Raw genomic sequence first — 12,608 nt, 5'->3', positions numbered from 1 at the left:
CCGCCGCGACCTGCTGGCCGACCTTCTCAGACAGCGCGGCACCGTCGGGATCCACCTGCAGGCCTGCACCCGTGACGCTGACCAGCGAGGCGACCCGCTCGGGGTGGTAGGCGGCGAGATACGCCGCGACCCAGCCACCGAGGGACTGCCCGACGAGGTGGGCACGCGAAGCACCGATCTCGTCGAGGAAGCCCAGCACGTGGTCGGCAAGCGCGCGGATCGAGTACTCGATCCGCGGCTTGTCGGTGAACCCGTGGCCGAGCATGTCGATGGCGTGCACTCGGAAGTCCCGGCCGAGAACGGCGACGTTGCGCACCCAGGTCTCGGCATGCCCGCTGATCCCGTGCAGCAGCAGGACCGGCTCACCGTCCCCTGCCTCGACGCTGCGGGTGCGGTGCGGACCGGATTGGCGATACCGGACCTCGGTACCCAGCAGGTCCACCCAGAACGAGTTCTCCCCCGTCAGGGTCACCCCCCCGTCCACGCTCGTCACCTCAAGCTCCCTTCCCGATCGGCCATGTGGATGGTCGGTCACTGCGGTCCGAAAGGCTCGGTCAGCAGCGCCGTATAAGCGCTATCGTCCAGCCAGGTGAGGCTCTCCAGCTGAAGGGCGTCGAGGAAAACCTCGCGGCCCGTACGCAGGCTCCGGATGGCCAGGCGAAGGTCGTTACCGTCGCGGTCGGCGCGCACCCGCACCCGGGCGAACTCGTTGCTGACGGTCAGCGCCGCGTCGCCGACCCCGGCCCGCAGCCACGACCCGGGATCCAGCGGTTCGCCCGCCCCGTCGCCGTCCCGGCTGCCGATGACCTCGGGGCCCCGCTCGTCAGAAGAAGATGGAGATGGCACGGGGAAGCACCCGGTGGTCGAGGAGCACGGTCCGTTCGGCGATCTTCCAGCTCTCACCGAAGGTCACGAGCCGGTCACGACGGGAGCCGACGAAAAACTGCTCGCAGTTGGCCCGCCGGGACTGAAAGACGATGAAATTGGACTCCGCGACCAAGTCCCCGTCCGCCTCGGGGGTGACCAGGACGTTGCTGATGAACCGCCGCGTCCGCGACCGCGGCTGCTCGGAGTGGGCAAGCCCGCCGGCCAGACGCTCCATCCGCTTGGCGAGGAATCGGCTGTCGTCCTCCACCAAGGCCCACTCGCCGGGTACGTGGTCCCGGTGCTGGCGGACCTCACGAGTCTCGGTGATCGGCATCCAGTAGCGGACGTCCTCGGTGAAGAGGCCCAGCCATTCGTCGTAGCGTTGCTCGTCGAGCAGCTTGGCCTCGCGGTAGAGGAAGTCCTCGACGTCGCGGCGCAGGTCGGTGAGGGAACTGGTCACTTCTGCTCCCCGGGGGTCGTCATGAGCTCGAGCCAGTATCGGTAGAAGTTGCGGTGATTCTGCTCCGAGAAGTGGGGCCCCAGGTGGCCCGGGTAGCCCTCTTCGTGGATCTCGCCCTCGTGTCCCAGGCCCATCGCGTAGTTGAAATCCCGGGTCTGTGAGACGACCCCGCGGGCGGACTCGGTGATCTGCTCGAAGTTCTCGCCGTCGTCCTGACCGAAGATCCCGGCCGCGGCGTTTTCCTGGGACATCTGGGTGCGGGCGAAGTCCTTGACTGACTGGGGTGCCGCGGAGTCGAAGAAGGCGGTCTGCCACACCTCGATCTCTCCCGGGCCCTTGGGGTGCCACTGGAACAAGCCGAAGATGTGGAAGGCGCCGAACTTGATCCACGACAGGTTCGGGAAGATGTTGCCCTCACCCAGCCCGTGCATCTCCGCCTGCAGCGGCGAGACTCGGGCCTGGAGCCGCTCGTGCACGGCCGTGACGTACTCGATCGCATCCGGCCCGAGGAACTGCGCCATCCCGACGTCGTTCTGGTACGCCCGGCCGGGCTTGCTGACATCACCCATCCCGTGGCCGTGATCGAAATGCACGATGTAGTCGGCAAGCTGGTCGTAATCGGGGAGGAAGCCGATCTGGAAGGCCGACCCGTGGGTGTACAGCACGTGGTAGTCGTCCCCGGCGAAATTCTCCGCCGCCAGCTTCCAGTTGGCCTTTATCCGGAACTTCATCGTGGGGCCGATCACCTCGAGCCCGCCGAGTGGGGCCTCGAATGCCAGGTCCAGGTACCAGAGCTGATCGGCGCCGAGGTAGTCCACCAGCGGGATGGCGTCCTCATCCCAGTTGGCGAAGATGAAGCCCTTGTAGATCTCCACCCGCGGAACGGCCTTCAGGCCGAGCCGCGACTTGTCCAGCTCGCCGTTGTAGACGGTGTCCGCGCGGGGGACGCCGATCAGGTCACCCGTGCTGCTGTAGGTCCAGCCGTGGTAGGGGCAGCGGAAGAACTTCGACGATCCGGCGTCGGTGCTGCAGACGGCCATGCCCCGGTGGGCGCAGGAGTTGAGCATCACCCGGATGGCCCCGTCCGCACTGCGCGTGGCGATGACGGGGTCCTCTCCCATGAAGTTCGTCAGGTAGTCACCCGGCTGACTCAGCTGGGACTCGTGCCCGATGAACAACCAGGTCTTGGTGAAGATCCGGTCCAACTCCGTGCGGTAGATCGCCTCGTCGACGAAGACCGTGCGGCTGACGGCACCCTCGTCGGGCTTCACCAGGTCGTGCAGTCCTGCGGCGGCCACGTCGACGGGGCGTTCGCTGATGCTGGTCATGGTCGGGTCCTCTCCGGGCCGGACTGATTGCGTGGGGTGAGGTGGCAGGGCGGACCGCAGCGGCCCCGCTTAACGCGGGCGGTATGCGGCATCACTGAGCGCTGTCGTTACTGGTCCAGCTGTTCTGGGCCCCGAGGTTGGCCAGCCCCGCGGTGTACAGGGCGCCCTGCGCGTCGAAGGGGAGGTGAGCTACGCCGGTCCGCTCGTAGACCGGGGTGGCGGCTTCCAGCCGGCTGTAGACCTCTTCCATGTCCGGCGGCAGCTCGTGGTCCTGCCACGCGGCATAGTCCCCGTAGCCGTGGTCGTAGTTCCACTCCGGCACGTAATAGAGGCGACCGGTCGCCCCCGCGCTGTCCTGGGCGGCAAGGAAGAGCGAGATCGGCAGCAGGTGCTCGGGAACCGCCGGGCGCATGAAGTAGGCGATACCCTGCTCATTGAAGGCTCGGGCGGTGGCGTCGAACCACGATGCGCGGGTGTGCCCCGGCATGATCGCGTTGACCGCGACCCCGTAGCCGCGCACCTCCTCGGCGAGGTAGAACGTCAATGCCATCACGGCGGCCTTGGTGGCCTGGTAGGGCATCTCGACCGTCCACGGGCGCAGTCCGTGATAGCCGCCGCCGACGGAGACCGGCAGGACGCCGCTGCTGACGACGTTGACGATGCTGCCCCGCTGCTGGGCTCGCATCGGCTCGATAAACCGACGGATGGCCTTCAGCGTGCCGAACACGTTGACGCCGAACATCACCTCCCAGTCGCGGTCCGTCGTGTCAAGGGTGTTCCGGTGGCCGGTGGGCGCGAAGAGCGTTTCGGAGACCAGGGACGCGTTGTTGACCAGGACGTCGACGGTCCCGAACCGGTCGATGACAGCGTCTCGGGCGGCATCGAGCGCGGCCTCGTCGGTGATGTCCATGTCGACGGCCATGCCGCTGCCGGCAGACTCCAGCCGCTTGCGGAAGTCGTCAGCGTCGTCCCACGTCAGGTCCGCGGCAACGACCTTGGCGCCGGCGCGCAGCAGTCCCTCGCAGAGCGAGCGGCCGATGCCGCGGGCTCCACCGGTGACAACGACGACTCGACCCGCCACCTCGCCCTGCCACTCACCGAGTGCCCGCTCGACCAACTGACGTTGCCGCGCAACGGCGGCCCCCCCACCTGACTCCGACATCAAATTCTCCTCTTAGCAGGACGTTCGTGCGCTGCAGTGCGCGTTGGGAGAAGGGTATGGCGCGCATCACAGACCGTCTATAGATTGTTCTGGAGTCCTGTTATTCAGCTGTGAGTAGAAGGAGCCGCCCGTGGAGCTTCGCCAGCTCAGCTATTTCGTTGCGGTGGCCCGCGTCGGGTCCTTCCTCCGCGCCGCCGCCAGCCTCGACGTGCCGCAGCCCTCGCTCTGGCGTTCGGTCAAGGCGCTGGAGGCGGAGCTGGGCATCGCGCTCTTCGAGAGGTCCGGCCGCGGAGTTCAGCTGACCGGTCCCGGGCACCAGCTCCTGCCCCGCGCCGAGCACCTGCTGGACCGAGCGGAAGCAGTCTCCGTATATGCCAGCGAACTCGCTCAGGGTCGAGCGGGCGTGGTCACGCTGGCCTGCGCGCATCCGCACGTCCCGCGGTTCCTCGCGCCGCTGATCGGTACCTTCCGGTCGGCGCATCCCGCTATCCACGTCGCCGTTCACGAGCACTCGGGCCTGCCCGCGATCGAGCAGGTGCTCAACGGGGACGTCGATCTCGTCACCGGCCTCCCGCAGGCCGAACGGCGTCTTGCGGGCCACCAGCTCGGCGACGTCCGACTGGCGGTGGTCACCTCCGACGACCACCCATGGCACGGCCGGAGCCACGTCTCGACAGCTGAGTTACGCGGCCGGCCGGTGCTCACCGGGCACGCCGGCAGCCTCACCAGGCGGCTGCTGGAGCCGGCACTGCGAGCGGGGGGCTTCGGGCTCGACATCGCGTTGGAGAGCGGCAACGCCAGCACACTGGTCGCGCTCGCCCGGGCCGGCATGGGCGTTGCCGTCATCGCCGACGACAACCTCAGCGCCGACGAGTCCGCCCGCTGGCCAGCGCTGGTGGACGAGCACACCCCGATGAGCGCCCCGCTGTGGATCTACTGGTCACGCCAAGGCATCGCCCCGGCGGTGCAGTCCTTCGTGCGCCACGTCCAGGGATCCGGAAACCGGCTGGACCGGCACGACGGACAGGCCGGTCCCCGATGAGGACCATCAGGCCTCGGGGAAACATCGGTGGTCAGGGCTTGTCGAACCGGGCCCGCTCGCCGGAGTCCGCAGCTGTTGCGGCTGCTGGCCCTCGCCTCGTCCAGCGGCTCCGGCGCCCGGCACGGAGTCCCCGACCCGTCCGGGCGGGCAGGTCGGCAGGCCACCTTGGTCGACTCCTCCGGGCCGGCCATGTCCCTGCTACCGTCCGCCGCCATGGCCGACCTGAACCTGCGCACAGTCACGCGCGCCCAGGGCAACAACCGGGCGCTTCTGGACGGGACCGTCACCCCCAAGGGAGCCGGCTTCGAATTCGTGGACGTCCCTGTCCTCGTCCAGGGCTTCCGCCGGATGGTGCGGACCCTGGAGTTCGACGTCTGCGAGATGGCCCTGACGACCTACCTGACGGCCAAGGCGCACGGCGTCGCCTTCACCGCCGTCCCGGCCTTCCTCGTTCGCGGTTTCCACCACAACGCGATCACCGTGGACACCCGGCACGGCATCTCGCAGCCCAAGGACCTGGAGGGGAGGAAGGTTGGCGTCAACCGCGGTTACACGGTGACCACTGGCGTCTGGGCGCGCTCGATCCTGGCCGGTGAGTACGGGGTGGACCTCGACTCGGTTACGTGGGTGCTGTCGGGCGACGAGCACGTGGCGGAGTACCGCCCACCGGCCAACGTGGTGCCGGCACCGGCCGGCCGGACCCTCGACGAGATGCTGACCAGCGAAGAACTCGCCGCCGTGGTGGGCGTCGAGATCGACTCAGCGGACACCCGCCCGCTCATCCCCCACCCGGACGAGGCCGCGCATGCCGCCCTCCAGCAGCGCGGCCTGTGGCCGATCAACCACCTGGTCGTGATCCGCGACGAGCTGCTCGCCGAGCACCCGGACCTGGGGCGCCGCGTGTTCGACGCGTTCGCCGAGTCCAAGCACGGCTACGTGCAGCAACTGCGGGCCGGAACGCTGCCGCAGGAGACCGCGACCGACCGCATGCACCGCACGGTGATGGAGCTGACCGGCTGGGACGACCCGCTGCCCTACGGCATCGAGCCCAACCGACAGGTGCTCGAAGACCTCATCCGGTCGGCGGTGGACCAGAAGATCCTCGATCGTGCGCCGCGGATCGAGGACGCCTTCACCCCCGACACGCGCGACGTCGTCGCATGAGGCCCGGCATGCGGATCGCGATCGCGGCCGACCACAACGGGGTTGCCCTCAAGGGCAGGCTCATCGAGACGCTGCGGGCCGACGGCCATGAGGTCGACGACCGAGGTGCGCACCCGGGCGAGGAGCTCGTCGACTACCCGCCGTTGTGCGAGGACGTCTGCCGCCGGGTGATCGACGGCCGGGCCGACCGGGCGATCGTCGTCGGCGGCAGCGGGCAGGGCGAGGTGATCGCCTGCAACAAGATGCCGGGCATCCGCGCGGGGCTGTGCCCCGACGTCTGGCACGCGGAGATCTCGCGGGGTAACAACGACGCGAACGTGCTGGTGCTCGGGGCCAAGGCGATCGAGCCGGAGACCGCCGAGCTGGTGGTCGCGACCTGGCTGACGACACCTTTCAAGGGAGACGTGCACGCCCGGCGGGTCGCCATGATCGAAACTCTGGAGCAGGGCGGGTCGCTGCTCTGAAGGGCCCGCTCGCAGGACGTGTCACCGGGACAGAACCGGCACCCGGACGAAAGCCTGGCAGATTGATCTTCGCAGCAGACGGCCCGCCGCTGCGGGTGATGTCCGTCCAGAACCGGCTCTTCGAGCGCCTGAGCTATGACAAGGTCACCAACCTGGAGGACTCCCCCGGACTACACGGCCTCCGCCGCGCAGCTCGGCGGGCTCAGCGGCCAGGCCTGACCGCCTGCCATAGCGCGCTGCCGCCGGCCGTGCGTCAGGGGGCGGTCCCCCCGGGTCGGTGAACCCGGGGGGACCGCCCCCTGACACGTTCGGCTCAGTAGCTGGCGGTGACCAGCTGCTGGAACGCCTCGGGCGCCTCAAGCACCTCGCGCACCAGCGCAGCGGCCTCCTCGCCGTTCAGCGGGGCCAGCGGGCGCTGCTGGCTCTCCAACTGGTCGAGCAGCTCCTGGTTCTCGATGGCGCACTGGAATCCCTCGCGCAGCGCCTCCACCCGCTCCTCCTCCATCTGCGGCGAGACGATCAAGGAGCGGCCCGTCTCCCCCATCGCGATCAGGTTGTCCACGATGGTCTGCGCCTCGGCGTCGGGAGCTTCGGTCTCGCTGATCGCGGGGGTGTCCGGCAGCAGGGGGTCCGGCTCCTCGGCCACCGTGACCAGCGGACGGACGTCGCCGGACTCGATCGCCCCCAGCTGGCTGTCGATCGGCAGCGCGTGGGCGTCGGCGTCCCCGGCGACGACCGACTGGCGGGCCTCGGTCGACCCGGCGAACCCGGTGATGATCTCGAACGGGAAGCCGTAGGCATCGCCGAGGATGTTGGGCGCGATGAAGTCGTTGGCGCCCGGCCCCTGGGCGACGAAACGCACCGGCTCCCCGGCGTCGACGACGTCCTGCCAGGTCTGGAAGGGGCTGTCCGGGGTCACGACCACCACGTTCGGCGGTGCAGAGACCCGGCCGATCCAGTTCAGATCGTTGAGGTCGAAGATGGCGCCCTCGGCACCGGCGATCTGGGCGGAGACGAGACCGACCGTGTTCACGATCTGCATCCGGTTCTCCGAGGCCGGGGCCACCGCCGTCTGGTTCGTGGCGACGAGGCCGCCGGCGCCCGGCTCGTTCCGCACGATGATGCGCGCGCCCGTGCACTCCTCGAGGTAGGGCGCCATGGCCCGGGCATAGGCGTCATAACCGCCACCGGGCTCGTAGGGGACGACCAGGTCCACGTCCTCGCCCTCGAACACCTGCTCGGCCTCGCCACCGCCCGAGGCGTCGGAGGTACCGGAGGTGTCCTCTGCCCCGCAGGCGCTGAGTGCCCCGGCCAGGGCGAGCGCCACGGTCACACGACCGATGGGCCGCGTCGAGGTCCTGATCGTTGCCTTCAAGGAAACTCCTTTGTCGTGAGAAGTCGGTCCCGGCCGGACCGACTCAGGGGTGCAGTGCAGGACGCCCCTCGCCGGCCGGCTCCTGGACGGAATCCAGGAACGAGAGAATCCGCGCCGGCGCCGTGTCCTCGGTCTGCTCGGCGACGGGAGCATCCCAGTACTGCGCATGCGGAAGGCACTCTTGCAGATAGCGTGCTGCCGACGGAGCGTGCGAGTCGTCCTGTCCCGGCACGATGAGCGTCGGGATGGCCAGGTCTAGCAGGTCCTCGGGTTCGGCGCCGGGGACCGTGTCTCGGTCGAACATCAGCCGCGCGGTCCCGCTGACCAGCAGCGCATAGCGCTCGGTATCGGTCGCCGCGTACTCCGCCGCGAACGAGGGGTCGGTCCGGATGACACTGTTCCACGGGCCCACCCGTGGGTCCTTGGAGAAGCCGGCCTCCGTCTGACCGGTCAGCTCCACCACCCCGGCCATCCCGTGCTCCTCGACGAAGGACAGATGGCGGGTGAAGCGGGCGTGCTGCTTCACCCGGTACTTGACCCCGCCGGCCGGCGAGTACAGGACCATGCTCGAGACCCGGTCCGGGTGGTCCACGGCGACCGCCGCAGCCGTGGAGCACCCCACGCAGCCCCCCATGAGGTGGGCCGACGCGATGCCGAGGTGGTCCAGCAGCCCTACCGCCTGCGTGACGTAGTCCGCCCAGCGGATCCGCTGCAGCCGGCCCCCCGATTGACCCGACTCCCGCCGGTCGAAGGTGATGCACGTGTAGCGGGTGCTGAGCTGGTCCAGCAGCCGTAGCCGCCGGTAGACGCCCACCGTCCGCCAGCTCTCCAGCGTGGAGTCGAAACCACCGGGGGAGAACATCAGTAACGCCGGGCCGGAGCCGCTCACCTCGTAACGTGTCTGAATCCCGTCGATGACGGCGGTGGGCACGTGTGCGTCCTCTCGGTAGGTCAGGTCGCTGCGGGGACGGGGATCCCGCCGGGCAACTGCCGAGCGGCACGGACGTCCTCGGCGTAGGTGGTCATCGCCTCCAGCGTGAGCTGAGCGACGTTGACGTAGGCGTCGCGGGCCCCGTCGAGAGCGGTGGCCGCGTAGCCGATGGCGGCGTTGACCATTCGCATGCGACCGTCGAGCCACGGGCCACCACCGAAGCCCCCTACCACCGGGATGGACACCGCCGCAGCGACCGCGGCTCCGACCACCGGGCCGGAGTTGGTGAAGTTCAGCAGTGCAGCCCCGGCGTCCTCCAGCAGCTTGGCCTCGGCCACCATGTCGTCGAGCAGCTCGGCCGGCACGGCGTCGGCCGCCGACGGAACGGACTGGTACTCGACGCCGTACCGCAGGGCCGTCTGCGGCGTGATGCCGAACTGCGCGAACACCGGGATACCCGCCCGGTTCACCGCTTCCACCGCCTCGGGGTAGTCCGACGCGGCGTCGAGCTTGACCATGTCCACCCCGGCCTCCTTGACGAACCGGATGGCCGCGCGGACCGCGGAGTCGGTGCCTTCCTGCAAGGGGCCGAACGGGAAGTCGACGCTGACGAGCGCCCGGGAGACCCCCCGGCGCACGGCGTTGGCGACGACCAGCATCTCCTCCATCGTCACCTCGAACGGGTTCGGGTGACCCCAGAGGTTCACGCCCACCGTGTCCCCCACGGAGACGAGGTCGACTCCGGCGCGGTCCACGATTCGCGCAATCTGGTAGTCCCAGGCCACCACGCCGACGATCTTGCGTCCGTCGTCCTTCATTTGCTGCAGGTCGCGCAGCCCCACCCGCTCAGACACGGAGTGCGGTCAGCAGGTCGACGACGTCCGCCTCGTCGGAGGAGGGCAACAGCACCCGGGCGTGCGGCCGCAGCGCGGTCACGGCCGCCGAAGCGGCCGTGCCCACCTGTGTGCCGTCACCGAGGACCAGACCGGCCGTCTGGATGCCGCGCTCCCAGCACGCCTTGCCAAGCGTGTTGGCGCAGGCGGCGCCGGCGTCGCTGGTCGCGACCATGACGACGACCGACGCGCTGGCCAGCTCGTCGGCCAGTGTCGCCGACCCGCCGTCGATACCTCGCAGCACGACTTCCTCGCTTCCGGCTCCGGCCGGCTGGCAGCTGTAGAAGCGGGCATTGGCCCAGGGATGCTGCGCAGTCCGACGCAGGATCTCGGCCGCTCCTGGGTCCAGGGCCACCACCCGTCCGGCACGGGAAGGCGCGATCGGCCGGTCGATCCGGTACCGCGCCTCCTCCGCCGTAGCCGCCCGGGCACAACTGCTCAGTGTCTGTGTCAACACGGCCGCGATCACACGGAGGAGATCGGGAAGCCGGGCCGGACACGCACGTCATCCCGCGCGGCGTCGAGGAACGCCTCCTTCTGCGGCAGGACGACTGCGGCCGAGCGGACGTGGTGGTGCGCGGGGTCGACCCCGGGCGGGGTCACGCCCTTGTCGCGCAGCGCGGTCGCCGCCCGGTACAGCTTCTGACGAGCCTTGATGATGCCGCTGTCGGCCGGGACCAGGCGCTCCTTGGTGCGGTCTACGACCGGGCCCATGCTCTCCTGCAGCGAGGAGTCCTGGATCGCGATGCCCTCGACACCCGAGTACCACTCACCGGTGCGCTGCTTCTCGCGGTTCATCAGGTAGTCGTTGTCCATGTTCGCCTCGGGCCGATAGGTGCCCGGGATGTTCTTGCTGTGCACCCCATGCCCGTCGACCATGGCCTGCCGCTCGGCCTCGGTGAGGGGCCGCACCGGGTGGTAGTCGAAGCTGTAGGCCCAGCAGTTCTCGTCGTCGATCGGGATCCAGAAGTGCCCGTGGATCGGGTGGTCACCACGCGGGGGGACCATCGTGAACGACGGCATCACCCAGGGAGTGATCCGCCAGTAGTACGAGCCCTCCTCGGCATTGCGCCGGGCCCCGACGAACAGGCCGCCCTCACTGTCGGCCACCTCGAAGAACGGCTTGGTGTCGTTGAGGTTGTACTGGTTGCCCTTGGCGCCCTTGAACAGCGGGTCGCTCTTCAGGCCACCGGAGTGCAGGAAGGTCACGTGGCTCGAGTCGATGCCACCCTCGAACGCCTGCAGCCAGTTGCTCTGCTGCCAGCGCTTGGAGGTGTAGTGGTGCTCCGGCGGGGTGAGTGCGAACTCGAACTCCGGCAGCGGCGGCTGCTCGGCGGGGTCACCCATGTAGGTCCAGAGGACGTCACCGACCTTGACCAGCGGGTAGGAGGTCAGCTTGACGTTCTCCGCGAAGCTCGAGTTGTCGGCCTCCGAGGGCACCTCGACACACTGGCCCGTCGTGTCGTACTTCCAGCCGTGGTACGGGCAGCGCAGCCCGCCCTCCTCGTTGCGGCCGAACCACAGCGAGGCGCCGCGGTGGGCACAGAACTCGTCGATCAGACCGTAGTTGCCGTAGCTGTCCCGGAAGGCGACGAGCCGCTCGGAGAGCAGCTTGAGCCGGACGGGTGGGCACCCGTCCTCGGCCAGTTCCTCGGCCAGGCAGGCCGGCATCCAGTACTGGCGGAACATCTCCCCCATGGGGGTTCCGGGACCCGTTCGGGTCAGCAGCTCGTTGATGTCCTGACGAAGCACGAGACTCTCCCTGTCCTCAGCCGCGCGTGTGGTCTAACTTTCAGTCCTTGGTGGAGGGGCGTCAACTGCCGGGTTCACGGCTGTTGCGGGGGCACGTCCACGGTGAGGCCGTCGAGCTCGGGGGACACGGAGATCTGGCAGCTCAGCCGGCTACCCTCACGGCGATCGGTCACCGCCATCTCCAGGAGGTCCTCCTCGAGATCGTTGGGCTCGCCGACGAGCTTTGTGAACTCGGCGCGGACCCACACGTGGCACGTCCCGCACGACGCGTTCCCGCCGCACTCGCCGATGATGCCGGGGACCCCGTTCTTCACCGCCGTGGCCATCACCGACTCCCCGACTGTCGCCTCGATCGGGTGCTCCTGACCGGCGTCCTCCACGTAGACGACCTTCGGCACGCCCCTGCCCCCTTCAACGTTCTCGCCCGTTCCACGAACGGTCTGTCCATTAGACCATAGGTTACGACTGTACCCACCATGCCGTCTCTCATCCTCCTCCGCCACGGGGAGAGCGCCTGGAACGCCGAGGATCGCTTCACCGGCCGGGTCAACGGCGACCTCGCTCGCCGTGGCGAGCAGCAGGCCCGGCAGTGCGGGCTGGTCCTCCGTGGAATGTTCCCGAGTTTTCGGACGCCGGTTAACCCGGGGCTTTCACCGCGCGTGATCGTGTAGGTCGCTCTGGCAGAGCGAAAGGTGCTCCTGACCTGCGAGGATCGGGTTTGTCTAGGACCTGATCAGCGCGAGGGCGGGAGCACCTTTCTGGTGAAGAAGCGTAGCGGGCGGTACCCGTCCCTGGCGGTCGATGGGCAGGGCCCGAGCGTCGTGCCCAACGCTGGCGCCGTCGTTCTGCTGCGGACCGCGGAGGCGGTCGGTCTGGATGAGGCTCTCTCGCAGGCGATGGCGCCGTGGCGGCGGCCGCTGGCCCGCCACGATCCGGGCAAGATTCTGCTGGAGCTGGCCGTCTCGCTGGCCGTGGGCGGGGACTGTCTGGCCGATCTGGCGCAGCTGCGGGCCGCGCTGACGAACCGGATGGCCGCGCGGACCGCGGAGTCGGTGCCCTCCTGCAAGGGGCCGAACGGGAAGTCGACGCTGACCAGTGCCCGCGACACGCCGCGGCACACGGCCTTGGCGACGACGAGCATCTCCTCCATCGTCACCTCGAACGGGTTCC

General features: G+C 69.1%; 15 protein-coding genes and 2 pseudogenes. 5 read left to right on the top strand and 12 right to left on the bottom strand.

The window, feature by feature from the left end; all coding sequences use genetic code 11:
- The 5 genes from GCU67_RS13660 to GCU67_RS13640 all read right to left on the bottom strand — a co-directional run.
- Positions 1-484, bottom strand: a 484-nt coding sequence (locus tag GCU67_RS13660) for an alpha/beta fold hydrolase (RefSeq protein ID WP_211661378.1), incomplete at its 3' end; no start/stop codon positions are given.
- Positions 485-531: 47 nt separating this feature from the next.
- A complete protein-coding gene (locus GCU67_RS13655; protein WP_163611760.1) occupies positions 532-846 on the bottom strand; it encodes a hypothetical protein in 315 nt (104 codons plus the stop codon).
- On the bottom strand, positions 824-1,327 hold the full coding sequence (locus GCU67_RS13650; RefSeq protein ID WP_163611770.1) for a 3-phenylpropionate/cinnamic acid dioxygenase subunit beta: 504 nt from the start codon (positions 1,325-1,327) through the stop codon (positions 824-826). The genes GCU67_RS13655 and GCU67_RS13650 overlap by 23 nt, the downstream gene beginning before the upstream one ends.
- Positions 1,324-2,655: an aromatic ring-hydroxylating dioxygenase subunit alpha gene (locus tag GCU67_RS13645; protein ID WP_163611769.1), complete on the bottom strand. Its 1,332-nt coding sequence runs from the start codon at positions 2,653-2,655 to the stop codon at positions 1,324-1,326. Before GCU67_RS13645 ends, GCU67_RS13650 begins: the two co-directional genes overlap by 4 nt.
- A 91-nt stretch (positions 2,656-2,746) precedes the next feature.
- Positions 2,747-3,817, bottom strand: coding sequence for an SDR family NAD(P)-dependent oxidoreductase (locus GCU67_RS13640; protein WP_163611768.1), 1,071 nt, complete (start codon positions 3,815-3,817; stop codon positions 2,747-2,749).
- Between the two features lie 130 nt (positions 3,818-3,947).
- On the opposite strand from GCU67_RS13640, the gene GCU67_RS13635 reads away from it, so the two are divergent.
- The 3 genes from GCU67_RS13635 (at position 3,948) to GCU67_RS13625 (ending at position 6,487) form a co-directional block, all read left to right on the top strand.
- Positions 3,948-4,859 carry a LysR substrate-binding domain-containing protein gene (locus tag GCU67_RS13635; RefSeq protein ID WP_163611767.1) on the top strand — a complete coding sequence of 304 codons (912 nt, stop codon included), beginning with the start codon at positions 3,948-3,950 and terminating at the stop codon, positions 4,857-4,859.
- 213 nt (positions 4,860-5,072) lie between these two features.
- On the top strand, positions 5,073-6,023 hold the full coding sequence (locus GCU67_RS13630) for a substrate-binding domain-containing protein (RefSeq protein WP_211661377.1): 951 nt from the start codon (positions 5,073-5,075) through the stop codon (positions 6,021-6,023).
- An 8-nt stretch (positions 6,024-6,031) separates the two neighbouring features.
- Entirely contained in the window at positions 6,032-6,487 is a 456-nt protein-coding gene (locus tag GCU67_RS13625; protein WP_211661376.1) for an RpiB/LacA/LacB family sugar-phosphate isomerase, read from the top strand.
- 313 nt (positions 6,488-6,800) lie between these two features.
- On the opposite strand, the gene GCU67_RS13620 is transcribed toward GCU67_RS13625, so the two are convergent.
- From GCU67_RS13620 to GCU67_RS22480, 6 genes are all read right to left on the bottom strand, one after another.
- A complete protein-coding gene (locus GCU67_RS13620; RefSeq protein WP_211661375.1) occupies positions 6,801-7,820 on the bottom strand; it encodes a tripartite tricarboxylate transporter substrate-binding protein in 1,020 nt (339 codons plus the stop codon).
- 85 nt (positions 7,821-7,905) lie between these two features.
- Entirely contained in the window at positions 7,906-8,793 is an 888-nt protein-coding gene (locus GCU67_RS13615; RefSeq protein WP_211661374.1) for an alpha/beta fold hydrolase, read from the bottom strand.
- Positions 8,794-8,813: 20 nt separating this feature from the next.
- Positions 8,814-9,647 carry a 3-methyl-2-oxobutanoate hydroxymethyltransferase gene (locus tag GCU67_RS13610; RefSeq protein WP_163611764.1) on the bottom strand — a complete coding sequence of 278 codons (834 nt, stop codon included), beginning with the start codon at positions 9,645-9,647 and terminating at the stop codon, positions 8,814-8,816.
- The gene (locus GCU67_RS13605) at positions 9,640-10,155 is read right to left on the bottom strand and encodes a hypothetical protein (RefSeq protein WP_211661373.1); all 516 of its coding nucleotides are present in this window, start codon (positions 10,153-10,155) and stop codon (positions 9,640-9,642) included. The genes GCU67_RS13610 and GCU67_RS13605 overlap by 8 nt, the downstream gene beginning before the upstream one ends.
- Positions 10,152-11,438 (bottom strand): Rieske 2Fe-2S domain-containing protein, encoded by a 1,287-nt coding sequence (locus tag GCU67_RS13600; protein ID WP_163611763.1) that lies wholly within the window; start codon positions 11,436-11,438, stop codon positions 10,152-10,154. The genes GCU67_RS13605 and GCU67_RS13600 overlap by 4 nt, the downstream gene beginning before the upstream one ends.
- A gap of 74 nt (positions 11,439-11,512) precedes the next feature.
- Positions 11,513-11,941 (bottom strand): 2Fe-2S iron-sulfur cluster-binding protein, encoded by a 429-nt coding sequence (locus GCU67_RS22480; protein ID WP_338105005.1) that lies wholly within the window; start codon positions 11,939-11,941, stop codon positions 11,513-11,515.
- Here GCU67_RS22480 and GCU67_RS23060 point away from each other — a divergent pair.
- Positions 11,915-12,109, top strand: a complete 195-nt coding sequence (locus GCU67_RS23060; RefSeq protein WP_163611761.1) for a histidine phosphatase family protein — start codon at positions 11,915-11,917, stop codon at positions 12,107-12,109. The genes GCU67_RS22480 and GCU67_RS23060 overlap by 27 nt on opposite strands.
- Before the next feature lie 90 nt (positions 12,110-12,199).
- Positions 12,200-12,493 (top strand): annotated as a pseudogene (locus tag GCU67_RS23055) (transposase); the annotation flags it as partial.
- Between the two features lie 14 nt (positions 12,494-12,507).
- Here the strand turns inward: GCU67_RS23055 and GCU67_RS23050 are convergent.
- Positions 12,508-12,579 (bottom strand): annotated as a pseudogene (locus tag GCU67_RS23050) (hypothetical protein); the annotation flags it as partial.
- Positions 12,580-12,608 lie beyond the last annotated feature (29 nt).

The sequence above is a fragment of the Modestobacter muralis genome (assembly GCF_010682105.1).
In the GTDB taxonomy this organism is placed as follows: Bacteria; Actinomycetota; Actinomycetes; order Mycobacteriales; family Geodermatophilaceae; genus Modestobacter; species Modestobacter muralis.
Note: the sequence above shows the minus strand (reverse complement) of the source record. Positions and strands in the feature narration are given on the sequence as shown.

What these genes read in the sequence shown, in the direction of transcription:
- GCU67_RS13645 (WP_163611769.1), bottom strand. Translation starts at nt 2,655, where the DNA reads ATGACCAGCATCAGCGAACGCCCCGTCGACGTGGCCGCCGCAGGACTG.
- GCU67_RS13640 (WP_163611768.1), bottom strand. Translation starts at nt 3,817, where the DNA reads ATGTCGGAGTCAGGTGGGGGGGCCGCCGTTGCGCGGCAACGTCAGTTG.
- GCU67_RS13630 (WP_211661377.1), top strand. Translation starts at nt 5,073, where the DNA reads ATGGCCGACCTGAACCTGCGCACAGTCACGCGCGCCCAGGGCAACAAC.
- GCU67_RS13625 (WP_211661376.1), top strand. Translation starts at nt 6,032, where the DNA reads ATGCGGATCGCGATCGCGGCCGACCACAACGGGGTTGCCCTCAAGGGC.
- GCU67_RS23060 (WP_163611761.1), top strand. Translation starts at nt 11,915, where the DNA reads ATGCCGTCTCTCATCCTCCTCCGCCACGGGGAGAGCGCCTGGAACGCC.